The 25,502-nt window shown below is 62.4% G+C and carries 26 protein-coding genes; 14 read left to right on the top strand and 12 right to left on the bottom strand.

Going from position 1 to position 25,502, the window contains the following annotated elements:
* Nucleotides 1-29: 29 nt before the first annotated feature.
* On the bottom strand, nt 30-485 hold the full coding sequence (locus NKH42_RS28850; RefSeq protein ID WP_352508890.1) for a MarR family winged helix-turn-helix transcriptional regulator: 456 nt from the start codon (nt 483-485) through the stop codon (nt 30-32).
* Between the two features lie 62 nt (nt 486-547).
* Between NKH42_RS28850 and NKH42_RS28845 the strand changes: the two genes are divergently transcribed.
* Nucleotides 548-997, top strand: coding sequence for an SgcJ/EcaC family oxidoreductase (locus NKH42_RS28845; protein WP_352508891.1), 450 nt, complete (start codon nt 548-550; stop codon nt 995-997).
* Between the two features lie 278 nt (nt 998-1,275).
* On the opposite strand, the gene NKH42_RS28840 is transcribed toward NKH42_RS28845, so the two are convergent.
* Nucleotides 1,276-1,641, bottom strand: a complete 366-nt coding sequence (locus NKH42_RS28840) for a winged helix-turn-helix transcriptional regulator (protein ID WP_352508892.1) — start codon at nt 1,639-1,641, stop codon at nt 1,276-1,278.
* A gap of 106 nt (nt 1,642-1,747) precedes the next feature.
* Here NKH42_RS28840 and NKH42_RS28835 point away from each other — a divergent pair, with 106 nt between their 5' ends.
* Together NKH42_RS28835 and NKH42_RS28830 are read left to right on the top strand one after the other, a co-directional pair.
* Nucleotides 1,748-2,452, top strand: a complete 705-nt coding sequence (locus tag NKH42_RS28835) for a glutathione S-transferase family protein (RefSeq protein ID WP_352508893.1) — start codon at nt 1,748-1,750, stop codon at nt 2,450-2,452.
* A gap of 141 nt (nt 2,453-2,593) precedes the next feature.
* Nucleotides 2,594-3,418, top strand: a complete 825-nt coding sequence (locus tag NKH42_RS28830; protein WP_352508894.1) for a DUF2189 domain-containing protein — start codon at nt 2,594-2,596, stop codon at nt 3,416-3,418.
* A 6-nt stretch (nt 3,419-3,424) separates the two neighbouring features.
* On the opposite strand, the gene NKH42_RS28825 is transcribed toward NKH42_RS28830, so the two are convergent.
* The gene (locus NKH42_RS28825) at nt 3,425-4,057 is read right to left on the bottom strand and encodes a LysE family translocator (protein ID WP_352479901.1); all 633 of its coding nucleotides are present in this window, start codon (nt 4,055-4,057) and stop codon (nt 3,425-3,427) included.
* Nucleotides 4,058-4,287: 230 nt separating this feature from the next.
* Here NKH42_RS28825 and NKH42_RS28820 point away from each other — a divergent pair, with 230 nt between their 5' ends.
* Both NKH42_RS28820 and NKH42_RS28815 read left to right on the top strand, forming a co-directional pair.
* Entirely contained in the window at nt 4,288-5,148 is an 861-nt protein-coding gene (locus NKH42_RS28820) for a TIGR01459 family HAD-type hydrolase (protein ID WP_352508895.1), read from the top strand.
* Nucleotides 5,149-5,157: 9 nt separating this feature from the next.
* The gene (locus tag NKH42_RS28815) at nt 5,158-6,141 is read left to right on the top strand and encodes a bifunctional riboflavin kinase/FAD synthetase (protein ID WP_254817425.1); all 984 of its coding nucleotides are present in this window, start codon (nt 5,158-5,160) and stop codon (nt 6,139-6,141) included.
* A gap of 141 nt (nt 6,142-6,282) precedes the next feature.
* Here NKH42_RS28815 and NKH42_RS28810 read toward each other — a convergent pair whose 3' ends face one another.
* Nucleotides 6,283-6,837, bottom strand: coding sequence for an HdeD family acid-resistance protein (locus NKH42_RS28810; protein ID WP_254817426.1), 555 nt, complete (start codon nt 6,835-6,837; stop codon nt 6,283-6,285).
* A 350-nt stretch (nt 6,838-7,187) separates the two neighbouring features.
* Between NKH42_RS28810 and NKH42_RS28805 the strand changes: the two genes are divergently transcribed.
* Together NKH42_RS28805 and NKH42_RS28800 are read left to right on the top strand one after the other, a co-directional pair.
* Complete coding sequence (locus NKH42_RS28805) at nt 7,188-8,093, top strand: alpha/beta hydrolase (protein WP_352508896.1); 906 nt, start codon at nt 7,188-7,190, stop codon at nt 8,091-8,093.
* Between the two features lie 199 nt (nt 8,094-8,292).
* Nucleotides 8,293-9,099, top strand: coding sequence for a MipA/OmpV family protein (locus NKH42_RS28800; protein WP_502896144.1), 807 nt, complete (start codon nt 8,293-8,295; stop codon nt 9,097-9,099).
* A 16-nt stretch (nt 9,100-9,115) separates the two neighbouring features.
* Here the strand turns inward: NKH42_RS28800 and NKH42_RS28795 are convergent, their stop codons facing one another.
* Nucleotides 9,116-9,550 (bottom strand): RES family NAD+ phosphorylase, encoded by a 435-nt coding sequence (locus tag NKH42_RS28795; protein ID WP_352479905.1) that lies wholly within the window; start codon nt 9,548-9,550, stop codon nt 9,116-9,118.
* A 2-nt stretch (nt 9,551-9,552) separates the two neighbouring features.
* A complete protein-coding gene (locus tag NKH42_RS28790; protein ID WP_352479906.1) occupies nt 9,553-9,927 on the bottom strand; it encodes an Xre family toxin-antitoxin system antitoxin in 375 nt (124 codons plus the stop codon).
* 359 nt (nt 9,928-10,286) lie between these two features.
* Here NKH42_RS28790 and ileS point away from each other — a divergent pair, with 359 nt between their 5' ends.
* Together ileS and NKH42_RS28780 are read left to right on the top strand one after the other, a co-directional pair.
* Complete coding sequence (gene ileS, locus NKH42_RS28785; RefSeq protein ID WP_352479907.1) at nt 10,287-13,277, top strand: isoleucine--tRNA ligase; 2,991 nt, start codon at nt 10,287-10,289, stop codon at nt 13,275-13,277.
* A 195-nt stretch (nt 13,278-13,472) separates the two neighbouring features.
* Nucleotides 13,473-14,153: a hypothetical protein gene (locus NKH42_RS28780; RefSeq protein ID WP_352508897.1), complete on the top strand. Its 681-nt coding sequence runs from the start codon at nt 13,473-13,475 to the stop codon at nt 14,151-14,153.
* 71 nt (nt 14,154-14,224) lie between these two features.
* On the opposite strand, the gene NKH42_RS28775 is transcribed toward NKH42_RS28780, so the two are convergent.
* Nucleotides 14,225-14,677: a nucleoside deaminase gene (locus NKH42_RS28775; RefSeq protein ID WP_352479909.1), complete on the bottom strand. Its 453-nt coding sequence runs from the start codon at nt 14,675-14,677 to the stop codon at nt 14,225-14,227.
* A 76-nt stretch (nt 14,678-14,753) separates the two neighbouring features.
* On the opposite strand from NKH42_RS28775, the gene NKH42_RS28770 reads away from it, so the two are divergent.
* The 5 genes from NKH42_RS28770 (at nt 14,754) to NKH42_RS28750 (ending at nt 20,954) form a co-directional block, all read left to right on the top strand.
* Nucleotides 14,754-16,679, top strand: coding sequence for a pseudouridine synthase (locus tag NKH42_RS28770; protein WP_352753364.1), 1,926 nt, complete (start codon nt 14,754-14,756; stop codon nt 16,677-16,679).
* A complete protein-coding gene (gene rsmD, locus NKH42_RS28765) occupies nt 16,660-17,214 on the top strand; it encodes a 16S rRNA (guanine(966)-N(2))-methyltransferase RsmD (protein WP_352649677.1) in 555 nt (184 codons plus the stop codon). Before NKH42_RS28770 ends, rsmD begins: the two co-directional genes overlap by 20 nt.
* A gap of 98 nt (nt 17,215-17,312) precedes the next feature.
* The gene (locus NKH42_RS28760) at nt 17,313-18,677 is read left to right on the top strand and encodes a M16 family metallopeptidase (RefSeq protein WP_352753362.1); all 1,365 of its coding nucleotides are present in this window, start codon (nt 17,313-17,315) and stop codon (nt 18,675-18,677) included.
* Nucleotides 18,678-18,843: 166 nt separating this feature from the next.
* On the top strand, nt 18,844-20,094 hold the full coding sequence (locus tag NKH42_RS28755) for a M16 family metallopeptidase (RefSeq protein WP_502906434.1): 1,251 nt from the start codon (nt 18,844-18,846) through the stop codon (nt 20,092-20,094).
* Nucleotides 20,091-20,954 carry a patatin-like phospholipase family protein gene (locus tag NKH42_RS28750; protein WP_352753359.1) on the top strand — a complete coding sequence of 288 codons (864 nt, stop codon included), beginning with the start codon at nt 20,091-20,093 and terminating at the stop codon, nt 20,952-20,954. The genes NKH42_RS28755 and NKH42_RS28750 overlap by 4 nt, the downstream gene beginning before the upstream one ends.
* Before the next feature lie 168 nt (nt 20,955-21,122).
* Here NKH42_RS28750 and NKH42_RS28745 read toward each other — a convergent pair whose 3' ends face one another.
* From NKH42_RS28745 to NKH42_RS28725, 5 genes are all read right to left on the bottom strand, one after another.
* Nucleotides 21,123-21,659, bottom strand: a complete 537-nt coding sequence (locus NKH42_RS28745; RefSeq protein WP_352754611.1) for a dihydrofolate reductase family protein — start codon at nt 21,657-21,659, stop codon at nt 21,123-21,125.
* Between the two features lie 227 nt (nt 21,660-21,886).
* A complete protein-coding gene (locus NKH42_RS28740) occupies nt 21,887-23,617 on the bottom strand; it encodes an adenylate/guanylate cyclase domain-containing protein (protein WP_352753710.1) in 1,731 nt (576 codons plus the stop codon).
* A 149-nt stretch (nt 23,618-23,766) separates the two neighbouring features.
* Nucleotides 23,767-24,549, bottom strand: a complete 783-nt coding sequence (locus NKH42_RS28735) for a hypothetical protein (protein WP_352754614.1) — start codon at nt 24,547-24,549, stop codon at nt 23,767-23,769.
* A 53-nt stretch (nt 24,550-24,602) separates the two neighbouring features.
* Nucleotides 24,603-25,019, bottom strand: a complete 417-nt coding sequence (locus NKH42_RS28730) for a hypothetical protein (protein ID WP_352481304.1) — start codon at nt 25,017-25,019, stop codon at nt 24,603-24,605.
* The coding region (locus tag NKH42_RS28725) for a hypothetical protein (protein ID WP_352974681.1) at nt 25,012-25,502 on the bottom strand (491 nt) is incomplete at its 5' end. The genes NKH42_RS28725 and NKH42_RS28730, both read right to left, overlap by 8 nt.

Here is a 25,502-nt window from a genome sequence, read left to right as displayed (position 1 = left end):
ACAGTTTCTTTTGCCCCATCTCTGCGGCTTCACGAGCGCTGGCGAGGTATCCTCGGTTGCAAATTTTCTCTGGGGGATATCGCTTGCAGTGACGACCGGAGCGATTCGTACGCCTGAGCACCAAGCAGCCTCCGGTATTGGTCTTCGAGACGCTGATTGAAATCGTGGACGGTCCGGATCACCGCAAGCGCCGCGTCAGTTGCAACGATTAATTTGGCCCGTCGGTCGTTCGGATCATGCGAGCGCCGAACATAACCGAGGCGCTCCAGTTCATCGATCAACTCACCCATCGATGCTTTGCCAATGCCCGCACGCTCTGCGAGGACGCTGGGTCGGGTTCCCTCCGCGTCGATGTTGGCGAATAAAGCGCCGTGTTTGGGCTTGATTGCCGAATGGCCGCTCTCCCGGAGAACCTGGACCAAAGCGCTCGCCGACGATTGATAAGCATAGAGAAGCAGAGACTGCGTGTATGGCGGATTATCCATCTTTCCAAACTTATATGGTGTCCATATAGTATGGCAACCGAACTATATGACAGGAGGTCAGCATGGCTGCCGGCAACGTCCGAACTGAAGGGGTGGAAAGTGTCGCGCACAGGCTGATCGAAGCTTGGAATCGTCACGATGCTCGCGCCTTTGCCGCCGTATTCGCGGCAGATGCCGAATTTACAAACGTCTTCGGTATGCAGGCGACTGGACGTGACAAGATCGAGCAGTTCCATGCCCCAATTTTTGAGAAGATGTTCAAGCACAGCCACCTATCCGCGGAAAGCGTGCGGAACAGGCTTGTTCGCCCTGATGTTGCCACGCTCGACCTGCGGTGGTCCATGACTGGCGCACTCGATCCGATGGGAAACGAATGGCCGCGTCGGCTCGGATTAATCAGCGTAGTGGCGACGCGGGATCACGATGAATGGTTGATTGCAACGATGCACAATATGGAACTTGGAGACGATCAAATGGCAAAGTCTCAGGAGAAACTTCAAGAGGATAAGTAGGCTCTTCATTCACGTCAGAGTCGAAAGCGACAGCCATCCAGCATGGTCAGCCGATCTGATCGGGCAATGAGATCGAACGGCGGGTCAGGTGAATCGGGATTGGCGAGCCATGCTACAGGAGTTGGTGCTGGATGGCCCGCGCCTTGCCCGGTTTGGCCGGCCACAATGGCGCGCCATATAAGCCGGTCGCTTGGTCTTGCGGGATCTAATGTATGAACGGCTTGGCGCGCGCTGGGCTCTCGCCGGCAGTTCTTTGCGGCGCGGTGATCGCCGGTCGGCTATTCCGCCGCCACGAGTTTGGTTTCCGGCGTCGATGAAACCCGGCCGGCCCGATCGTCTTCGGTATGTTCCCACCAGTCGCCCAGGGCGTCGATAAGCGGCACAAGCTTGAGGCCGGGCTCCGTGAGGTCGTAATCCACGTGTAGCGGATAGCCGACATGCGCCGTTCGCCGCACGATCCCGGCTTCCTCCAGCTTGCGCAGTTCCAGCGCCAGGATGCGGTGCGACACTGCCGGGTTGTCACGCCTCAAATCGCTGAAGCGCTTGGTACCATCCTTGAGATAATAGAGCAGCAAGGTGGGCCATCGACCGCTGAGCACACGCATGGTCTCCTCGATCGGGCAGCGTGAGACGACATCTTTCATGGCGGGGACCTGGTTACAGAATAGTGCCTAATTTACATGGGGCGACCAGCGTTTAGGGTCAAGTTTCGCTGCGCAGCGTGACCCCTAACATGGAAGAGACAAAGAAATGGAACCTATTCTCCTTTACGGCTTCCCGCTGGGAAGTTCGATGGGGCTTGTCGCTGCTTTTGAACGCCTCGGACAACCCTATCGCCTGTGTCGTGTCGACATGCTCACTGAGATGAAGAACGAGGCCTATGCCAGCATCAACGGCCGTCAGGAAACGCCGGTGTTGATCACGGACGAGGGCAGGGTACTCACCGAGACCATGGCGATTGCCGCCTGGCTCGAAGCCCGCGATACGCAACGCCGTATCAGCTTCGATCCTCGCTCGCCGGAGGCCGACCGGATGCACCAGCTGGTCGCCTTCATAAACACCGGCTTCACCGCCGCCTTCACCCCGCTCTGGGCGGCATATGAAATGGAGTCGGCCGAACCGGTGCTGCTGGCGACTTTACGTGATTTCGGCCGCAAGGTCGTTACCAACCGCCATAACCAGCTTGAGGCGATGATCCTCGACACGGATTTCCTGATCGGCGAGCGGCTGACGCTTGCCGACACCACGTTGATCGGCGTGGCGCGCTGGGCGGAATTCCACCAGGCGGTCGACGGCGCCGCTTACCCAAAGTTGGCGGCGCTACGCCGCCGCATCGAAGCCGATCCGGCCGTGCAATACGCGCTCGCTGTCGAGGCTGGCGAAAAGCTCGCCGGGTCAGGCGCTTGCTTCGGTCACTTGCCGCTGGCCGAGGTGATCGATCGCTTCGCGGCGTAACTGTTCGCTCAGCGCCCGGCGCCCTGGCGCCGGGCGCTGGCGACAAGCACGCCCAGATCGGCTATCATGTCACCGTTCTTGAAGTGGCAGCTGCAGGCGGCCATCCTGGCGGTGACCGCCCCGACACACGGGAGAAAGGTTATGGCCGGCTTTCATGTCATGGCTGATGCACGTGGAATGCATGTACAGCCCACGGTGCGCCGCATCAGCACCGAGGATCTGATTGATGCGCTCCGTCTCGGCGTCGAGGATTTCTGGGCCAAGCCGTCGCATTATGTGTTCCTGTGCCTGATCTATCCGGTGGTCGGCCTGATCCTGACGCAGTGGACCTCGGGCTCGAACGCCATCCAGCTCATCTATCCGCTGATGTCCGGCTTCGCTTTGGTCGGTCCGTTCGCGGCTATCGGCCTTTACGAAATCAGCCGCCGGCGCGAGTTCGGCATGGATACATCCTGGTGGCATGCGCTCGATGTGCGCCACTCGCCGGCGCTCCCCGCGATTGCAGTCATCGGTATTATGCTGCTGGTACTGTTCCTGCTCTGGCTGTTCACCGCGCAGTCGATCTACACCGGCCTGTACGGCAATCAGCCTCCGGCCTCTATTGCCGGCTTTATTCGCGAGGTGCTGACGACCAGCAAGGGCTGGAAGCTGATCCTGCTCGGCAACCTGGCCGGGTTCGCTTTCGCCGCGATCGTTCTGGCGACGACCGTCGTCGCCTTTCCGCTGCTGCTGGACCGCGATGTCGGCGCGGTCTCGGCAGTCGAGACGTCGGCGCGCGCCGTCCTGACAAACCCGCTGCAGATGGCGCTGTGGGGCCTGATGGTCGCCGTGCTCCTGGTCATCGGCTCGATCCCGCTATTTGCCGGGCTTGCCGTCGTCATGCCCATCCTTGGCCACGCGACCTGGCATCTTTATCGCAGGGTGGTCGAACCGGAGCGGGCGGAGCAGGTCAGGCGGCCGATGTAGGACCGATCAGCGTTGCGCGTCGGTTGCCATCTTGACGGCCAGCGCGGTCAGCACCGTGCCCATCATCCAGCGCTGGATCACCATCCATAAGGGCCGCCCGGCGAGGAAAACCGCGATCGAGCCGGCCGTCACCGCGATGATGGCGTTGACGGTCAGGCTGATCGCTACCTGCGTGGCACCGAGCACTAGAAGCTGCGACAGCACGTGGCCCTTGCCGGGGCTGATGAATTGCGGCAGCAGCGACAGATAGAGCACTGCCACCTTCGGGTTGAGCAGGTTGGTCATCAGGCCCATCGCGAACAGCTTGCGCGGCCTGTCTTTCGGCAGTTCGCGGATATGGAAGGGCGAGCGCCCGCCGGGCTTCACCGCTTGCCAGGCGAGCCACAGCAAATAGAGCGCGCCGGCAAGGCGCAGCACATCATAGGCAAAGGGTACGGCGAGCAGCAGCGCGGTGATGCCGAACGCCGCCGACAGCACATAGAACAAGAAACCGAGCGCCACGCCGCCCAGCGAGATCAGCCCGGCCTTCGGCCCCTGCGACAGCGAGCGCGAGATCAGATAGATCATGTTCGGGCCGGGCGTCAGCACCATGCCGAGGCAGACCAGCGCGAAGGCAAGGTGGTTGGCGGGTTCAGGCAAGAGCGCATCTCCGGATGGGAACACTCACCACATGCTTCCATCATCCGCAAGGGCATGAGGGCAGGAGCCTTTGCGCCAGTGCGCCGGGCCTCCTGCCTTAGTTCCCGGACGACAATCTTGCGGACACAATGAAAGCTGGTGACAGGGCGAAGCGCTTCGGTTAATCCGGGCCGGCCGCTACGGACCGTCGGTCGCGGCGCTTGCAAGCATCATGGTACAGGGACAACGGCATGGCGGATTCGCCCGACATCATCGGTTCGCTCGCAGACTTGTCGGGAGCCTATTCAGCCATACTGTGCGACGTCTGGGGCGTGGTGCACAATGGCGAATGGCATTTCCCGGCGGCGGCTGCCGCGCTGATCGCTGCTCGCGCGGCGAGAATACCTGTCGTGCTGATCACCAATTCGCCGCGCCGCAGCGCCGACGTGGTGGCGCAGATGAACGCCATCGGCGTTCCTCCCGCTGCCTATGACCGTGTCGTAACGTCCGGCGACGTTACCCGCGATCTGATCGTCGAAGGGCCGCGAAAGATCTTCCATATAGGCGCCGATCGGGATTTCACGCTCTATGAGGGCCTCGACGTCGAGCTCGTCGAGGAGTTCGAAGCATCCGGCGTGGTCTGCACCGGCCTGTTCGACGACGAGGTGGAGAAGCCGGAAGATTATGCCGATCTTCTGCGGCGGCTGCGTGCCAGGAACCTGCCCTTCATCTGCGCCAATCCCGACATCGTCGTCGAGCGCGGCGAACGCATGATCTGGTGCGCAGGCGCTTTGGCCCGCGAATACGCACAGCTTGGCGGACGCACGCTGATCGCCGGCAAGCCGTACGCGCCGGTCTATGACGTCGCCATGAAGGAGGTCGCCGTCATTCTCGGCCGCCCGGTCGAGCGTTCGCAAGTTCTGGCCATCGGCGACGGCATGATGACCGACATCAAGGGCGCGGCCGACAATGGCTTCGACGTGCTCTACGTATCGGGCGGCATCCATGCCCGCGATTACGGTGAGACGCTGCAGCCGGATCCGGCTAGGCTCGCGGCCTTTCTGGAAAAATACGGCTACAGGCCGGTCGCGGTGATTCCCAGACTGCAATAGGTTCAAGCCATGACGGCAATGTTCGAACGCATTTCCGCAACCGCACCGCTGCCGGCCCATCTGCGCGGCGGCGTGGTGGCTATCGGCAATTTCGACGGCGTCCACCGCGGCCACCAGGCGGTGCTCGAACGCGCGCGCGCCGAAGCGGAGCGTCGCGGCGTACCCGCCCTGGTGCTGACCTTCGTACCGCATCCGCGAAAGGTTTTCAGGCCGGACATGCCGTTGTTCGTGCTGACACCGCCGCCGATGAAGGCGCGGCTGTTGTCGCATCTGGGCTTTGCGGCGCTGGTCGAGCAGCCGTTCACACGCGAGTTCGCCTCCTTGTCGGCGGAGGCTTTCGTCACCGGCGTGCTCGAGCGCAACCTCGGCATAAGCCACGCCGTCACCGGCTTCGATTTCCATTTCGGCAAGGACCGCCAGGGCGGTCCGGCCTATCTGATGGCTGCCGGCGAGCGCCACGGCTTCGGCGTCACGCTGGTCGATGCGTTTCGCGACGAAAGCGCCGAGGTGGTGTCGTCGAGCCGCATACGCACGCTGCTGTGCGAGGGCAATGTGGCCGAGGCCGCCGGCTTGCTCGGCTACCGTTTCACCGTCGAGGCGGAGGTGATCGGCGGCCAGCAGCTCGGCCGGACACTCGGCTTTCCGACCGCAAACATGAGGCTTTCGCCGGAAGCCACCCTCAAGGAAGGGATTTATGCCGTCCGCTTCCGCCGCGCCGACGGTTCCCTTCATGATGGCGTCGCCAGCTTCGGCCGCCGGCCGACGGTCGACGACAATGGCGCGCCATTGCTGGAGACCTTCGTCTTCGACTTTTCCGGCGACCTCTATGGCGAGATTTGTGCCGTGTCCTTCTTCGGCTACCTGCGCTCGGAGGTGAAGTTCGACGGGCTTGACGCGCTGGTCGCCCAGATGAAGCGTGACGAGGCCGAGGCGAAGGCACTGCTCGCCGGCGTCAGGCCGCTTTCCGGGCTGGACCGCGCGATCGCGTTTTGACAACCCGCGCCGTCGTCGTCCGCGTCGCTTCGCCCTGGGATGATGAAGCTGGGGATTTCAGCCAATCTCGAAGGTATGCGATAGAAATGAACGACGAGCATTACCTGTCGGCGTCCTGCAATCCGCCATGTCGATCACAATTTATCTCTTCAGCGCCAGGCCGACGGCAATGAAGGTCCAGCCTTGGAAAATCAGGTCGACGGCTAGGAACAGGCCGAGCACCCACACGCTGTTGAACGGCCAACCCATGGCGATGACCAGTCCCGCCAGCGCGCTGATGACGCCGGCCGTGACCACCCAGCCCCAGCCCGGCTGCGGCCGGTGGCTGTAGCCGACCCAGGCCCTGAGCACGCCTGAGGCAAGCAGCGCGACCGCCAGGAGGAATGTCAGCACCGCCGAGGCCAGCAGTGGATTGTAGAAGGCGAAGAACCCGGCGACGGCGTAGAGAAGCCCGCTGAGCAGCCAATAGAAGAAGCGGCCCCATGTCTTCACGCCGAAGGCATGGATGATCTCGACAATGCCGGCCATCAGCATCAGCCAGCCGACGACATAAACCGAGGCGACGGTTGCGATGAACAGATTGCCGAAAGCAATGCCGCCGAAGATGAGCAGCAGCACCCCGAGCGCGACGAACCATCCCCACTTCGCCCGCGTCTGGCCAATGGCGTCTTTCATGGCATCGCTGTGCACGGTCATTGCCCTTCTCCGTCAAGGTTGCCTAGCTTCTTTGTTCCGAAAGGTAGCGCCGATCGCCTTGCCCGTCCAGCGAGCAGGCTGTGAGCGCAACACTCCCGAGCGATCCGCTTGCCAGACCTTCGCTTTTTATCCGAAGCGGCCAAATACCAGATGGAATATTCGATCGTGTGCAGCGGTGGGCCAGCGCTAAAAGATGACAAGCGGGTTTACGGGCGACCCCCGTCGTCCCGTGTATTCGCCATGGCGCAAGTGAAACGAAAAATTGCCAGCGCTGGAATTGGCCCTTTATCGATGACGTGCGGCTGCTGCTGTATACCGTTTTCTACGCTTGATGAGGCTGGGGAAGCAAAATGAGCGATATGGACGAACACCGCGATCTGCTGGAGATCAATGCCATCCGCAGGCTGTTGACGTCAAAACCACGAACGGTCCGCTGGGACGAACGCCGGGCACGGCTCGACGAAGTCGGTTCGGTCTGGCCGGTCGCGGAGGACATCCGATGCGAGCATGTGGTTTTCGATGGCCTCGAGGGAGAGTGGTCCCTGGCGCCTGGCAGTGACAGGGATAAGATTCTGCTCTTTTTCCACGGTGGCGGCTACTGCTCCGGCTCTCTTAAAAGTCATCGTCGAATGGTGACCGAGGCAGGTCGGGCAATGGGAATGCGCACCCTCGCGATCGACTATCGACGCGCGCCGGAACATCCTTTCCCTGCGCAACATGAAGACGCACTCACCGCATGGCGCTTTCTGAGGCGGCAAGGCATCGCGCCGGATCGCATCGTGGTTGGGGGAGACAGTGCGGGCGGCAATCTCACCCTGTGCCTGGTCAGTATATTGCGCACGGCAGGCGAGCGGTTGCCGCGATGTCTTTGGCTGTGTTCGCCCTGGACGGACCTTTCGATGTCCGGCGCGACACTATCAACCAAGGACGCAATCGACCCTATCATCCACCGGGCGTATTTGGGGGAACTGGCAACCGCCTATGTTCCCAATGGCGTTGGTCGGCGCGATCCGCTGATCTCGCCTTTGTTCGCCGATCTGAGCGGATTTCCCCCAATGCTTATACAAGTCGGTTCGGCCGAGACGCTGTTGTCGGACGCAACTCGGCTCGCGGAAGCCGCTGGCGCGGCTGACGTCAAAGTACGTCTCGAAATTTGGCCGCATATGATTCACGCTTGGCCGGTTTGGAATGCGGGGCTGGGTGCCGGTCGGCGCGCTCTTCACAGCGCGGGCATGTTTGCCCGCGAATATTTATAACCCCTGCCGAGGCAGCTGCTGGCGCATTCCAAACGTCTTGATCTGGAATCTTGGTGCGCCAGTACAATTCGCTGCAATGCGGAAAACAGCCCGGCCAATGCCGCCAACGTTACGGACATTAAGTCAAATTTTACCGAACTGGCGCCATGGCTTGGATAAAGGCTGATAGTGTTCGTCAACGCGTTCGACGTATGGAGTAATGATGCGGTCTGTCCCGACGGTCTTGGCCGCATTCATGCTCGGCGCCTGCGGCGTTGCCAAGGCAGGCGAGGGCACCTTTGGCTGGATGTCCGGAGACTGGTACCTGACGGTCGGCGCCACCGGCATGGTTGCCCCGAATTTCGAAGGCGGCAAAAAGTACCTGCTCAGCGCCTCGCCGATCATCTCGCTCGGCAAAGCTGGTCCCGCGGCGCGCTTCACCTCGCGCAACGACAATATCTCGTTGGCATTGATCGACGATGGCGGCGTCCGCGCCGGCCTGACAGGCAAGTTCCTGTTTTCCCGCGACGGTGGTGATGCCGACGAGTTGAAGGGCCTCGACCCGGTGCGCTGGGGCGGCGAGGCCGGCGGCTTCTTCGAATTCTATCCTTTGGATTGGCTGCGTGCCCGCGCCGAATTGCGGCATGGCATTCGCGCCCATAACGGCTTTGTCGCCGACATCGCCGCCGACGCCTTTTACGATGTGACGCCCGATGTCAGGATTTCGGGCGGGCCGCGCGTTTCATTCGCCTCATCGGACTATTTCGACGCCTATTACGGCGTTGATGCCGAGGAGTCCCTGGCCTCGGGGCTCAGCGAATATCATCCCGGTGGCGGGGTGAAGTCGGCGGGCCTGGGCGGCGCGGTGACCTGGAAGGTGACCGAGCCGATGACGGCCAGTCTGTTCGGCGAATATTCCCGCCTGATGGGCCCGGCCGGCGATTCCAGCCTGGTCAAGGAGCGCGGCGATCGCAACCAGTTCACGATCGGCGTGTCGACAACCTACCGCTTCGATTTCTCGATGTGAGCGGGCGGGCGTCGGCTCATTTGATCAAACGGCTGTCGAACGGATAATGGTATAGGCCCGCAATCGTAATGCGTGACGCATCGTCATGGGTCGGGTTGAGCAGATAGTTGTTTGCCTTGCGCATTATGATCGAAGGAATTTTCATGAGCGCGTAACGATTGGCCGAGAGAAAGTCCGTGCCCTGTCGCCGTGTCGATTCCATGTCCTTGTCCCAGCCGTCCTGAATAACCGGTTCGGTCATTTCTATTCCGTCCGGAACGTCGATTTCGATAAGCTGGTAGGTTTCCGGAACGGTTTCGCGCGTCGCATGCACCAGTATCTCCAGCAGTGCCGTCGAAGGGTGGTCGGTGCAATAGACGATGGGCATTCCGCGCCTGTTCCATCTTCCATCAACGAGCGTTCCGCCACGACCCGAGAGATCCGCGAAACTGGAGATGCGCCAGATGCGCATCGTCAGGCAAGCATGCCAAAGTCGATACGGATAAGCTCTTCGGAAACGACGTGGGCGCCGGTCTCTGTCTCAAGGAGATCGATCGGCCTTGCACCATCCAATGCTATGATCTCGCTTCTCAGCCAACGCTGGGCTTTCTCATGGCTACCGAATACCCGATCCGCCTGCTCGGCGATGCGTTCAAGGCGCAGGGCGCGGTCGGATTCAGCTGGCGAAAGCGGCTCGGCATGTTCCTTGCGACGCGCCAGCGTGCGGCGGGGGGCAACGATACGATAGAGTTCTTCGCTACTGAAACCCAGACTGCGCAGATGATCGATCTTGTCCGTAGGGACGGAAAAGTCGCGTGTTGCGCGAATTGCCCTTGCTGCGACCGACATGAATTGTTTCCTTGGCACTGCAGGCCATTTGCCTACAAATGTATGCGCAATTGGCACCTAACGCAAGGAAGCATCAGAGTTCGGGCTTTTCAATATCGCCTGTCTCGGTTAAAAGCCCAGCCATGACGAGCTTTTCGCGCCTTCTCGCGACTGCGATACGAATTACAGGCCCGGTGTTCCGGGCGGCTTGACCGCCGCCGGGGCCGCCGGGAATCTTGCGCGCGGCCTCTCGCGCTTTTTCCAGATCATCAACGCATATCGCCCAAAAGTGGGTCCGGTTTTGGGAAGACGATATGCGTCAAAGCGAAGAACTTCAACGCCCGGGCTCTTTTGCCGCCGGCAACGCATATGGCAGACGAATGACTGATACCGAGACCGCCGAGACGATCGACTATTCCAAAACGCTCTACCTGCCGCAGACGGATTTCCCGATGCGCGCCGGTTTGCCGGAAAAGGAACCGCTGCTGGTCAAGCGCTGGCAGGACATGGACCTTTACCGCAAGTTGCGCGAAGACGCAGCCGGCCGCGAAAAATACGTGCTGCACGACGGCCCGCCTTACGCCAATGGCAACATCCATATCGGCCACGCGCTGAACAAGATCCTCAAGGACGTCATCACCCGCTCGTTTCAGATGCGCGGCTATGACTCGAACTATGTACCCGGTTGGGATTGCCACGGCCTGCCGATTGAATGGAAGATCGAGGAGCAGTACCGCGCCAAGGGCAAGAACAAGGACGAGGTGCCGGTTAACGAGTTCCGGCAGGAATGCCGTGAGTTTGCGGCGCACTGGATCAAGGTGCAGGGTTCCGAGTTCCAGCGCCTCGGCGTCGTCGGCGACTTCGACAATCCCTATACGACGATGGCTTTCCACGCCGAGGCGCGCATCGCCGGCGAGCTGCTGAAATTCGCCATGTCCGGCCAGCTCTATCGCGGCTCCAAGCCGGTGATGTGGAGCGTCGTCGAACGCACCGCGCTGGCCGAGGCGGAGGTCGAATACCAGGACTATGAGTCGGACACGATCTGGGCGAAGTTTCCGGTCGTCAGCCTCGCTCGCCAGGTCATCAACATCGAGGATGGACAGCCAGCCCTGGATCCCAAGCTGACGCAGACGTCGCTCGATCTGCTTGATGCCAGCGTCGTCATCTGGACGACGACGCCGTGGACAATCCCCGGCAACCGCGCCGTCAATTACTCGCCGCGCATCAACTATGGTCTCTATGAGGTTACAGCGGCCGAGAACGCCTTTGGTCCCCAGCCCGGCGAAAAGCTGATCTTTGCCGAGAAACTTGCAGACGACGCTGCCGCGAAGGCCAAGGTCACCCTGAATCGGCTTCGCAACGTTGGCGCCGAAGAGCTTGAAAATCTTACGCTTTCGCATCCCCTCAAAAGTCTGGGTGGCGGCTACGATTTTCCCGTGCCCATGCTCGCCGGCGATCATGTCACCGACGATGCCGGCACCGGATTCGTCCACACCGCGCCGGGACACGGCCGCGAAGACTTTGACGCCTGGATGGATGCCGCCTCTGACCTTCGCCAGCGCGGCATCGACACTGCGATCCCCTTCACCGTTGACGATGCCGGCTTCTTCACCAAGGACGCGCCGGGCTTCGGCCCGCACCGCGAGGGTGGAGCGGCGCGCGTCATCGACGACAATGGCAAGAAGGGCAACGCCAACCAGGCTGTCATCGACGAGCTGATCAAGCGCAACGCGCTGTTCGCGCGCGGCCGCCTGAAGCACTCCTATCCGCATTCCTGGCGCTCGAAGAAGCCGATCATCTTCCGCAACACGCCCCAATGGTTCGTCTATATGGACCAGGAGCTTGGCGACGGCACGACGCTGCGCGGCCGCGCGCTGAAAGCCATCGACGATACCCGCTTCGTGCCCGCCGCCGGCCAGAACCGCATCCGCGCCATGATCGAGGAGCGCCCCGACTGGGTGCTGTCGCGCCAGCGCGCCTGGGGCGTGCCGATCGCCGTCTTTGCCGATGCCGACGGCAACGTGCTGCGCGACGAGGCAGTCAACCAGCGCATCATGGACGCCTTCGAGAAAGAAGGCGCCGACGCCTGGTTCGCCGCCGGCGCCAAGGAGCGGTTCCTCGGCAATCACGATGCCTCGAGATGGCAGCAGGTCATGGACATCCTCGATGTCTGGTTCGATTCAGGCTCGACGCATGCCTTCACGCTTGAGGACCGGCCCGACCTGAAATGGCCGGCCGACCTCTATCTCGAAGGCTCCGATCAGCATCGCGGCTGGTTCCACTCGTCGCTGCTCGAAAGCTGCGGCACCAGGGGCAGGGCGCCCTATGACACCGTTGTCACCCATGGCTTCACCATGGATGAGGAGGGGCGGAAAATGTCGAAGTCGCTCGGCAACACGGTCGTGCCGCAGGACGTCATCAAGCAGTCCGGCGCCGACATCTTGCGGCTGTGGGTGGTGACGACCGATTATTGGGAAGACCAACGGCTCGGCAAGAACGTGCTGCAGACCAATATCGACGCCTACCGCAAGCTGCGCAACACCATCCGCTGGATGCTGGGCACACTCGCCCATGACGACGGCGAGGAGGTGCCGCTGGACAAGATGCCGGAGCTGGAGCGGCTGATGCTGCACCGGCTCGCCGAACTCGATGAAGTCGTACGCTCGGGCTACGACGCGTTCGAATTCAAGCGCATCACCCGCGCGCTGCTCGACTTCATGGTGGTCGAGCTATCGGCCTTCTATTTCGACGTCCGCAAGGACGCGCTTTACTGCGAAGCGCCTTCCAGCGTGAAGCGCAAGGCTTCCGTGCAGGTGGTGCGCCATCTCTTCGACTGCCTGGTGAAATGGCTGGCGCCGATGCTGCCCTTCACTATGGAAGAGGCTTGGCTCGACCGTCATCCGGATGCGGTCTCGGTGCATCTCGACCAGTTCCCGAAAATCCCGGCGGACTGGAAGGACGAGGCGCTGGCGGAGAAGTGGCGCAAGGTGCGGCAGGTCCGCCGTGTCGTCACCGGCGCGCTGGAAATCGCCCGCGCGCAGAAGGTCATCGGCTCTTCGCTGGAAGCGGTGCCGGTCGTCACCCTCGACGATGCCGCGCTCGAAGCGGCGATCGCCGATGTCGATATGGCCGAGATGGCGATCACCAGCGATCTGGTAATCGTGCACGGCAAGGCGCCGGCGGGCAGCTTTACCCTCGACGACGTTAAAGGCGTCGCCGTGGTCGTCGAGAAGGCGGAGAACCGCGGCCTGGTGAAGTGCGCGCGCTCTTGGCGCTACACCGCCGATGTCGGCTCAGATCCGGAATTCCCGGATGTTTCGGCCCGTGACGCCGCTGTCCTGCATGAACTCAAGGCTTTGAGCCGCCTCTAAGGCGGTGCACAAATGCCACGGCGGGCAGCCGATCGGCCCCGGCGCGTTGCCCTTAACGAGTGGTTGAGGTAAACACGCGAAACTCCGGACGACAAATTGTCGCCGGAATTCCGTCGGAAGAGCATAGGCGACGGGGACCGGACCTTTCTTTGGCCGGCGGCAATTTAGAGGCTGTCTACAGTGGGACTTTTTGGCATGACCGAGAGAACTTACGCGCGCGTTGCGCTGCTGGCGCCGCTTGTCGTATCGGGCCTCGCCTTGTCCGGCTGCATGGGCTCGCCCACTTACGGGACCGACAAGCCTGCTGCCTCGCAGCTTGCCGACGACCTCACTGGGGCTTTTTCCTTTGCACCCAAGCGCAAGAACAACATCGACTACAAGCCGCGCCCCACGCTGGTGAAGCCAGGGCCGGGGCAGAAGGAAGTGTTGCCGCCGCCCCAGGAAAGCATCGAGACGGCAAGTGCCGAATGGCCCGAATCGCCGGAGCAGCGCCGTGCCCGCCTGCGCGCCGATGCCACCCTGCATCAGGACGACCCGGCCTACCAGGCGCAGATTGTCGATGACGTGCAGACCGACCCGGTGGCCGTCAAGGCCGCGATGGCGCAGTCGGCTTCGAGCCATCCGCCGGCCTGGACTCCAGCGGAGTCGGACAAGGGCCGCGCCGCGGAAGTCAAGCGCCGTCTGGCTGAAGGCAAACAGGGCGACCCGACCACCCGCAGATATCTGAGCGAGCCGCCGGTGCAATACCGCGCCGCCGCCCCCACCGCGCCGGTGGATGACCTCGGCGAGGATGAGTACAAGAAGGAACGCCGCCTCAAGAAGGAGGCGGCCGCCAAGAGCAAGAGCGGCGGCATGTTCGACTGGCTGCCTTGGTAGCCTGACAGCGCCAGAGACGTTCTTGCCTGGATTGGCTGACTTGGATTTGGACCGTCTGCCGGACTGGAAAATCAGGGTCCGCGTCGCTCGCGAAAAAAGTCTTTCAGCAGCGCTGCCGCAGCGTTCTCGGCCATGCCCGGATAGATGTCGGGCACATGGTGGCAGGTCGGTGACGTGAAGAAGCGAACGCCGTTGACCACTGCGCCGCCCTTCTCGTCGGCAGCGCCGAAATAGAGCCGGCGCAACCTGGCGAAGGAGATGGCGCCGGCGCACATGGCGCACGGCTCCAGCGTCACATAGAGATCGTGGCCGCTGAGCCGCTCGCTGGAAAGCTTGCGGCAGGCTTCGCGGATCGCCAGCATCTCGGCATGAGCGGTGGGATCGGCGAACTCGCGGGTGCGGTTGCCGGCACTCGCAACGACCGTATCGCCGCCGACGACGACCGCGCCAACCGGCACCTCGCCACGCTGGGCGGCGGCTTCGGCTTCTTTCAGCGCCAGCGCCATGAAATCCTGCCGCTTCACGCGGTTTCCATTCCGATTATCTCCTCGCCACTAGAGCGCGATCCTGTTACTACCCGCGCAAACGAGCAAAGGCCACATGGACGACAAAAACAAGAAATTCCCGCGCAAGGCCGGCCCGAAGCCGGCAGGGCCGCGTGGTCGCGATAGCGCTCCCGGCAAGGGCGGCAAGCCGTCCTTCGGCGCCAAAAAACCCTACACTCCGCGCGGCGACCGGCCGGCGGCGGCCGAAGGCGAACGGCCGAAGCGCGACTTCAAAGGCGACCGGCCATTCAGCAAAGGGCCGCGTCCGGAAGGCAAGCCTTATGAACAGCGCGAGGGTCCACGCAAGCCGTACGCACCGCGCGGCGACCGGCCAGCGGCGGCCGAAGGCGAACCGCCGAAGCGCGACTTCAAGGGCGGCGACCGGCCGTTCAGCAAAGGGCCGCGTCCGGAGGGCAAGCCTTATGAGAAGCGCGAAGGTCCGCGCAAGCCCTACGCGCCGCGCGGCGACCGGCCGGCCACTGCCGAAGGCGAGCACGGCGAATGGCGCTTCGACCGTCCCAAGCGTGACTTCGGCGATCGTCCCAAGCGTGATTTTGGCGGCGATCGGCCGCAAGGTGGACAAACGGCACGGGCGGGGTCGGACGGCGGCTTCAAGCCGCGCCCGCGTCGCGTCGAGCTAACGGAAGAAGCCGGCGAACGCATTGCCAAGCGGCTGGCGCGTGCCGGCCTGGCCTCGCGCCGCGACGCCGAGGAACTGATTGCGGCCGGTCGCGTCAAGGTCAATGGCAAGGTGTTGTCCTCGCCGGCCTTCAACGTGATGCCCGGCGACATCATCCATCTCGACGGCATGGAGATCCCGCCGATCGAGCGCACCAGGCTGTTCCTGTTCCACAAACCGGCCGGCGTGGTCACCACCAACCGCGATCCCGAAGGCCGCAAGACCGTCTTCGATGTGCTGCCCCCCGGGCTGCCGCGGCTGATGACCATCGGCCGGCTCGACATCAACACCGAAGGCCTCCTGCTGCTCACCAATGATGGCGGCCTGTCGCGCGTCCTCGAACTGCCGGCCACCGGCTGGCTCAGGCGCTACCGCGTGCGCGTCCACGGCAAAGTCGAGGAAAGCGCGCTTGCTGGCCTGCGCGAAGGCCTTGCCGTCGACGGCATCTTTTATGGCGCCATCGAAGCGACGCTCGACCGCGAGCAGGGCTCGAACGCCTGGCTGACACTCGGCCTGCGCGAAGGCAAGAACCGCGAGGTCAGGAATATCCTGGGCTCGCTCGGTCTCGACGTGACGCGGCTGATCCGCATTTCCTACGGGCCGTTCCAGCTCGATGATTTGCCGGAAGGCCATGTGCTGGAGATCAAGGGCCGCGTGCTGCGCGACCAACTCGGCGAGCGTCTGGTCGAAGAGTCCGGCGCCAATTTCGACGCCGATATCGCCAAGCCGTTTTCCAACAAGCCGGTCAGGCGTGAGCGGGAGGAGGAGCCCGAGCGGCCGAAATTCACCCGCGACGGCGAACGCCGGCCGATCGGCGAGGGCGGCCTGATCAAGAACCGCAAGCGTCGCGAAGGCAGCCGCGACGAAGCGCTCGGCAAGCTGTCGACAAGCCCCGACAGGAGCTTTGGGCCGAAAAAGAGCTTTGGCGAGCGTGGCCCCAGACCTGAACGCAGCGACTTCGGGGACAAACCCCGTGGCGACAAGCCGCGTGGCGGCTTCGGTGGGAAGAAGTCCGAACGCGAGCAGCGGCCGATCGAGCCGCCGGGCCAGCGCAAGGCCAATGTCTGGATGGCGCCGGGCGCACGGCCGATCGGCAAGGGCAGGGCGGAGGCAGACGCCGCCAAGGCGGCAGAAAACAAGGCGCGCAAGGCCTCGTTCAAGCCGTCTTACAGCAAGCCCGGCGGCAAGCCGCAAGGCGGCGGCGCAAAGCCGTTCGGCAAGCCACGCGGCGAGCGTCAGGATGGCGGTGGCGACCGGCCGCGCGGCGGCCCGAAGGGAAGCAATGCGGATCGTCGGCGGTGAGTTTCGCGGGCGTCCGCTGGCGACGCCCCGCACCTTTGCCATCCGCCCGACCACCGACCGCACGCGTGAGGCGGTCTTCAACGTGCTGGCGCATCGCTTTCCCGAAAGACTGGACGGCGCGCGGGTCCTCGACCTGTTCGCCGGCACCGGTGCGCTCGGCCTCGAAGCGCTGTCGCGCGGCGCCTCCTACGCTGTCTTCATCGAGGAATCCGCCGAAGGGCGCGGCGTGATCCGCACCAATGTCGAGGCCTTCGGCCTCACCGGCCGCACCAAGATATTCCGCCGCGACGCGACGGGCTTGGGCGAGGCGGGCACCATCGCCGCATTCGGCCTGGTCTTTGCCGATCCGCCCTATGGCAAAGGCCTTGGCGAACGTGCCTTGCGCTCGGCCAAGGCCGGCGGCTGGCTCGCCCCCGGCGCGCTCTGCATCGTCGAGGAAGCGACGGCGGCGCCGTTCGAGACAGGGCCGGGCTTTTCGGTTGTCGACGAGCGCAACTATGGCGAGACGGTCATCCGGTTCATCGAGGCCGCCTGAGTTCGGTGTCCGCGATGGCGCCTTCAAAATGACGCACAATTCGCTTTGCCTCGACCAGCAACCCCGCCTATCGTCCCACCACCAAACCGGAGCCATCTATGACATTTCAGGCTGAATGGCTGCGCGCAACGCTCTTGGGGCTGGCTCTGGTGATGGCCGCGCCGGCTCTGGCGGGCAACAATCCCGACGACGGCGTCGTGACCGATTTCCTGCTCGACAACGGCATGGAGGTCGTGGTCATCCCCGATCACCGCGCCCCGATCGTCACCCATATGGTCTGGTACAAGATCGGCAGCGCCGACGAGCCGCCGGGCAAGTCCGGCATCGCCCATTTCTTCGAGCATCTGATGTTCAAGGCGACCAGCAGCCATGCGGCCGGCGAACTCGACCGCGCCGTCGCCGCCATCGGCGGCTCGGACAACGCCTTCACCTCCTACGACTACACCGCCTTTCACGAGACGGTGGTGCCGCAGGCGCTCGGTGAGATGATGGGCTTCGAGGCTGACCGCATGCGCAACCTCATCCTCACCGACGATGTCATCAAGACCGAGCGCGACGTCATCCTCGAAGAGCGCCGCTCGCGCATAGATAGCAATCCGCAGGCGGTGCTCGACGAAGAGATCGACGCCACGCTGTGGCAGAACCAGCCCTACCGCATTCCGGTCATCGGCTGGATGCAGGAGATGGAGAAGCTGAACCGCACCGACGCGATGGCCTTCTACAACAAGTACTATACACCCAATAACGCCGTGCTGGTGGTGGCCGGCGATGTCGAGCCGGAAACGGTCAAGGCGCTGGCCGAAAAGACCTATGGCAAGGTCGCGCGCGGCCCGGATCTGCCGCCGCGCATCCGCCCGGTCGAGCCGGAACAGAACACCAGGCGTACGGTGACGCTGACCGACGGGCGCGTCAGCGTGCCGAGCCTTACCACGCAATGGGTGGTCCCGTCCTATCACACGGCAAAGCCGGGCGAAGCCGAAGCGCTCGACGTGCTGTCCGAAATCCTCGGCGGCGGCAACCGCAGCCGGCTCTACCAGGAGCTTGTCGTCAGGCAAGGCATCGCCGCGACGGCCGGCGCCTTCTTCCAGGGCACCATGCTCGACGACACCAATTTCACCGTCTACGGTGCGCCGCGCGGCGATGCCAAGCTTGCCGACGTCGAGGCCGCGGTCGACGCCGAGATCGCCCGCATCGCCAAAGACGGCGTCACCAGCGACGAGCTGGAAAAATCCAAGGACCGTTTCGTACGCTCGATGATCTTTGCCCGCGACAAGCAGGAGGACATGGCCAACATCTATGGCTCGACACTCGCCACCGGCGGCAACGTCCAGGACGTTCAGCAATGGCCGGACCGCATCCGCAAGGTCACCGCCGACCAGGTCAAGGCGGTCGCTGCCCGCTATCTCAATCTCGACCACGCAACGACCGGCTATCTTCTGCCGCAAACCCAAGCTGGGAATTGATGTGATGATGAGCCAGCATGGTCCCGCTCTGCCTTCTCCCCTCGTGGGCTCCTCCCCTTCTCCCACAGGGGGAGAAGGGAAGCGCCAGCACGCCGGCCCGCTTCTAGCAACCCTCATCCTCTCCCTCGTCTTCCTCGTCCTGCCCGCGCTTTCCGCCCGTGCTGCCATGAACATCCAGGAGGTGACCTCGTCGAAGGGCATTACCGCCTGGCTGGTGGAGGATTATTCGGTGCCGATCGTCGCCATCCGCTTCGTTTTCGATGGCGGCGCGACGCAGGATCCGCCCGGTAAGGAAGGGCTTGCCAATCTGATGAGTGGCCTGTTCGACGAAGGTGCCGGCAACCTCGACAGCGAGGCCTTCCAGATCAAGCTTGACGAGGTCGGCGCCGAGATGAGCTTCGATGCGCAGCGCGACGGCATCTACGGTTCGATGCGCATGCTGGCCGACCAGCGCGACGGCGCCTTCGATCTGCTGCGCGTGGCGGTCAACCAGCCGCGCTTCGACCAGGTGCCGATCGACCGCATCCGCGCGCAAATCCTGTCCGGCATCATCGCCAGCGAGCGCGATCCCGATACGCTCGCCCAACGCAAATGGCTGGACGCGATCTACGGCAGGCATCCCTATGCGCGGCCCGACCAGGGCACCAGGCAAAGCATCGCGACGATCACGCCGGCCGATCTCAGCGCCTTCCACAAGGCAAATTTCGCCCGCGACGGCCTGCATGTCGCGGTGGTCGGCGCCATCGATGCCGAGACGCTGAAGCAGAAGCTCGACCTGGTGTTCGGCAGCCTGCCGGAAAAGCAGGCGCTGACGCCCGTTCCCGACATCGACCTGAAGCTCGGCCAGCAGCTCGAGGTCGTTTATGACCAGCCGCAGGCCTCGCTGCAGCTCGCCTATCCCGGCGTGAAGCGGAATGCGCCGGACTTCTTCGCCGCGGTGCTGATGAACGAGATCCTCGGCGGCGGCGCCTTCACCTCGCGGCTGTTCGACGAGATGCGCGAAAAGCGCGGCCTGGCTTACAGCGTCAGCTCCGACCTCGTCGACCACCAGCATTCCGAGGCGCTGTCCATCACCACCTCGACCCGCGCCGACAGGGCGGCCGAGACGCTGGCCGTGGTGCGCGACGTGGTCAAGCGCATGGCCGAGGAGGGGCCGACCGAAGCCGAGCTGGCGGCGACCAAGAAATACATGATCGGTGCCTATGCCATCAACAATCTGAATTCCTCGGGCGCGATCGCCTCAACGCTGGTCGAGATCCAGCTCGGCAAGCTCGGCATCGACTACATGCAGCGCCGCGCCGCCCTGATCAACGCGGTGACGCAGGACCAGGTGAAAGCGGTGGCGAAAAAGCTGCTCTCCGCCGAGCCGGCCGTCATGGTGGTCGGGCCGAAGCTAGGCGCGGCCAACAAGGGATGAGCCCTAGCTTCGGCATCGCCTTTGGCGGCGGCGGCGCGCGCGGGCTGGCGCATATCCATGTTATCGAGGCGCTTGACGAGCTGGGCATCAGGCCGGCGGCAATCGCCGGCTCGTCGATCGGCGCCATCATGGGCGCCGGCATGGCCTCTGGTATGACCGGCAAGGACATCCACGACTATGCGCGCTCGATCCTCGGCCGGCGCGCCGAGGTGGCGACGCGCATGTGGCGGGCGCGGCCCGGCACTTTTGCCGAGGCAATGCAGGGCGGCCTGCGGGTCAGCCAGTTCAATGTCGAGCGCATCCTCAAGGCGTTCCTGCCCGACGCCATTCCCGAGACCTTCGCCGAACTCAAAATACCGCTGAAGGTGACGGCAACGGATTTTTATGGCCACAAGCTCGCGGTGTTGGCCGAAGGCGAACTGCCTTCGGCGCTGGCCGCCTCGGCGGCGATTCCGGCGGTGTTCCGCCCGGTGATGCGCGACGGCAGGATGCTTATCGACGGCGGCATCTACAATCCCGTGCCGTTCGACCTGATCGAGCTCGACGCCGACATCATCATTGCCGTCGACGTGGTCGGCGCGCCGACCGAGGCGGGCCGCAAATTCCCGACCTCCGTCGACCTGATGTTCGGCGCCACGCAGCTGATGATGCAGTCGATCATCGCCAGCAAGCTGAACCAGAGCCGGCCCGACATATTGGTCCGGCCGGCTGTGTCGAAATACCGGGTGCTCGACTTCATGAAGATCGAGGCGCTGATGGCCGAGACGGTTGCGATCAAGGACGAGCTGAAGCGCGAGGTGGAGCAGGCGCTGAAGGCGAGGGAAGACGCTGCGGTAGCGGGCAGGCAGCGGACGGTGTAGGGAAGCTGCCAATCTTCCCCCTTGAGGGAGATGTCGCCGAAGGCGACAGAGGGGGTCGTCTCGCGTAATGCGCCGACCCCCGCTGTTGAAAGAGAGGAACCGCGCCCGGTCGAACCGACCCCCTCTGCCCTGCCGGGCATCTCCCCCTCGAGGGGGGAGATTGGCTGATCACGCCATCCCGGCCGCATACTCCAGCGCCACCACGCCGTTGCTGAACTGCGTGGCCGAGATCAGCTCGAGCGGCAATTGCGCGCCGGGCGGGAACAGCAGCTTGCCCTGGCCGACGGCACCGGGGTAGCTGAGCAGCCTGATGCGGTCGACCAGGCCGTTGCGCAGCAATTCCTGCGCGACGCTGAGGCTGCCATGCACATAGATGTTGCCGCCGCTGCCTTGCTTCAGCCCTCTGACCGCGTCCGGCAACGCGCCCTGCAGCAGCTCGGCCGGCTGCCAGTCGAGCGCCTGCAAGCTGGTCGAGGCGATATATTTCGGCAGCGCGTTGAACCGGTCGGCGAAATCTCCGGTCTCCTTGGGCCACGAGCCGGCAAATATCTGATAGGTCGTGCGTCCCAAAAGCATGGCGCCACTGTCGGCAAGCTCGTCCTCCTTGAACTTTTGCATCTCATCGTTCCAGGCCACGCTCGGCAGCTTCTCGACCTCGGCAATGCCATCGACGCTGATGAATTCGGTGATGATGAGTTTTCTCATGGCGGGTTCCTTCTGTCGGGACGGCCGTGCGGGTCTTGTGCGAACTGCACCGTCAACTAGCGCGGCGCCTTTTCAGGGGGAGGGCTTTCCCCATTCGCTTCCAAAGACCGATACCGTGGGAAAAGCTTCTCCGGCCTGCCCGTCGTTCGGTCATGCCACAAGGTCCGCGTCGGGTGGGATCTTTTTTGTCTGTCCCCGATTGGATCTGGCTCGCAATTACGGGCTGCCTACAGCTTGGCAATACCGGCTTTCAGCAGTCCTTCGCGGACGTGCTGCACATCGGACTCCTGGGCATAGTGCAGGGTGGCGATGAATGACTCGAGGTCGAATTGGGGATCGAGCGTTCTGATCTTGCCCAGATGCGCCGCGGCCGCGATTTCGTCGCCGAGCCAGCCGTAGCAGGCAGCGGCGAAGGCGTGCTGAACCGAGTCCATGGTCGACAGATGCATGAAAGCTTCGATCGCCTCGCCATACTGGCGCGCGGCGAAATGCGCCTTTCCAAGATGGCTCCAGAACCTCTCCGGGTGGTGTGGGTTCAACTGCATGGCCTTGCGGATCCATTCAATTCCCTCTTCCGGCCTCCCGAGCCACGTCAATAACTCGCCTTGCTGCACCACCACGAGGTCGTAATTGGGATTGAGGGCCAGCGCCCGCTCCTGATGGTAGCGCGCTGTGGTCAGCTCATTGTTGTTCACGTTCACTGCCGCGAGAATGCGGTGGACATCGGCATCGTTGTTGTCCAGCGCCAGGGCCCTGTCCAGCGCCGCCATAATGTTGTTCCAGACGGCATCCCTGTCTTCGCACCAGTTATGGACCCAGGCCTGGCCAAGAATGCAGGCCCGCCAGGCATGGGCATGGGCATAATCGGGGTCGAGCGCGACGGCCCTGTCTATCAAGGTTCGCGCGCGTTCATTATCCGCAATCGTGCTTCGGTGATGCAGCACCTTGGCAGCAAGCACACATTCATACGCGGCCATGTTTGCAGGTTTCGCCCGCGCGAGCTGGTCCCGCTGAGCCGCCTCGACACGACCGGGCAGCGTGGCTGCGATCGCCGCCGTCACCTCATCCTGAATCGCGAATATGTCGTCCAGCTTCCGGTCATACTTGTCTGCCCAAATATGAGCGTCGTTCGCCGTGTCGATGAGCTGAACCGTCACGCGCACCCTGTCGCCGATCTTGCGGACGCTTCCCTCCACCAGGTATTGGACGGTGAGTTTCTCGGCCACCTCGCGCACATTCACGGCGCGGTTCTTGTAGACGAAGCTGGAATTGCGCGAGATGACGAACAGCTCATGGTGGCGGGACAGTTCGGTGATGATGTCCTCGGTAAGTCCGTCCGCGAAAAATTCCTGCTCGGGGTCGCCGCTCATGTTGGTGAATGGCAGCACCACTATCGAAGGTTTCGAGATGGATCGCTTTGCCTCGACTTCCGGCAGGGCAGGACTGTCAAACCCAACGCGATAGAGGCGAACCGGGCGGCTGATGTTCTTCAACGTCTTCTCGCCCAGGTCCTCCATGGCAATTTCGAGACGGTCGGCAATTTGGGTCGCCACCGCTGCGGTCACGCAGATACCGCCGACGTCGGCGAGTTGCTCGATGCGCGAGGCAATATTGACGCCGTCGCCGAAAATATCCTCATCGTCGAAAATGATGTCGCCGAGATTTATGCCGATCCTGAATTCGATGCGCCGTTCTTGCGGCACATCCGAATTGCGCCGTTTCATGCGCTGTTGGATTTCCACGGCGCATTTCACGGCATCGGTCACGCTCTGGAACTCAACGAGCATGCCGTCTCCGGTGGTCTTGATGATCCGGCCCTTGTTCTTCGCGATGGCGGGATCGACCAGTTCTATGCGATGGGTCCGAAGGCGTGCGAGCGTGCCGGATTCGTCGGCCTCCATTAGCCGACTGTAGCCCGCCATATCGGCAGCCAGAATTGCGGCTAGTCTCTGTTCCATCGCTGAACCACAAACCAAGCTTATCCTTCCAGAGCTGCCAAATCCAGCAATTTGGGCTTGTGGCTGAATCAAGAAGTTAGACGGTGATAATCAACGTCGGAATGTTTCTGGTCGGGCTCGGTGGAGGCGCTTTCATCGCAGGGTAGTGTTTACTCGGTGACGCTGACGGTGCCTTTATCATCCCCCGAGATCTGCGTTCGGATAATTCTCGCCACTTCGTAATTTCCCTGACCTTCAAAGTCGTCTGCGAGTTTGGGCAAAAACCATTCTAGGCCATTATCCTTTAAGACATTGACCCAGATCAAAACCGCCGCCTCACTCTGGTCAGCCCCTAGTGCCGGCACCCTAAAGCTCTGCGCGTCCTGAGCGTTGGTTGACGGTCCTTCAAGCCTATATTGGGGAGCCGGTCCCGCTATCCGAAGCCGTGAAGTCGTTAGTGCCTCCTTGCGCATCATTCTCTCAAGCTTGATGTTCTCCCGGATCTCAGCGGCTTCGGACGGGTTGTAGTTAAACTCGATACTCTCACCCTTGTCGTCACGGTGGTATTTCAGCCCGAACGGAGTTTTCTGCTCAATTGAAATCTTCGCCAGCCTCTCACCTGTCTTCATTACTGGCGATGGGTGCTTGTAGGCGTCGGAGAGGATAGGAGGTGTTTTTGAGGATTTGAGATAATCTTTTAGTCTTTTGGAAAACGAATGCAGATTTTCAGCCGCTGCGAGTACGGCAGAGACTGTCTCGGCTCCGCTTCCCACCGTGGTGATTACATCCTGCAGAATAAGCAGGGTTGATCCGGTTATGACGTTCGAAAGAACGAGATGGCTACCGGTGACCCGATGATAGTCGCCACCCAGATCTTCAAGGAGTTTCCCCAGTTCCCCGACTGGCAATGGTTTTTCGTTCTGGAATGAAATCTGAAGGGTATCATCTGCCATTGGGTTCCTCAGCGCTTGATATCAACCAGCCCAAACGGCGTGGTGTAGGTCGTCTATTCGTTCTCGACATCGTCCTCGACGGCGTCATGAAGTGGATTGGCCTCCTTCACGATCTCAATCAGCTCCTCTCGGGGCACCAGGTGCTTAAAGTCTGGCGGCTCCGGCGCGTGGGCAGGCACGGCTACCCCGTCCTTCTTCAAGGCTGAGCCGAGGCTTGAACCAATGCCAGACATCCCAGCGAGCACCAAATAGATGGTGAGGTCACCGAGAGCCTTTAGGGTGGCCGGAAACCAGACACCCACCAGCAGCATTACAGAGGTCGCGAATAGGAGAGCGTCGAAGACAAAGGCGGAATGCCACAGCGCCGCTTTGCGATTGTAGCTGACTGTCCCCCTGAAGACGAGATAGATGACCGACAAAGCCAGCATCCAGCGTCCGACATCTAGCGGAGAGGTTGGCGGATCAATCATCCTTGGCCACCACCCTAAACAGGAAAGCTAACACGGCGGTCATCAAACCTAGAGTCACCAACGCAAATTGCGCATAGATCGACAGATCCCTGAACGATCCTGCTATAGCAAGAGCGTAGACTGCCAGCAGCGCCACGGCCGTCGACGTGACCATAGTGAGGCTCATAATCCACCTAGTGAATTTTCGGCCCGCCAGCGTCTTCGGAGGAAGCTTCAGTTCAGTCGAATATTTTACCAGCCTGTCAATCGCATCAACGTTTTCCAATTCATCGTGTTCTGGCATCAACGCCAAATCTGCCGGGTCTGGGGGTCTCTTGTTTTTAGCCAGTTCTACGAAGTGCTTCACCGTGGCGACAAACTCACCGAACTGCGGATTAAGCTTCTCCAGGCGTTCGGATTGACCTTGCCCCTCTGATCTAATCCGGTTTGAAGTTCGTTCTGGCCCATCGAGAGGACCAGGACATGAAACGTAGCCGCTTCTCT

This window comes from Mesorhizobium sp. M1142, assembly GCF_040318565.1.
Classification (GTDB): domain Bacteria; phylum Pseudomonadota; class Alphaproteobacteria; order Rhizobiales; family Rhizobiaceae; genus Mesorhizobium.
The sequence above is the reverse complement of the archived record's forward strand: the minus strand, read 5'-3'. Positions and strand labels throughout refer to the sequence as shown.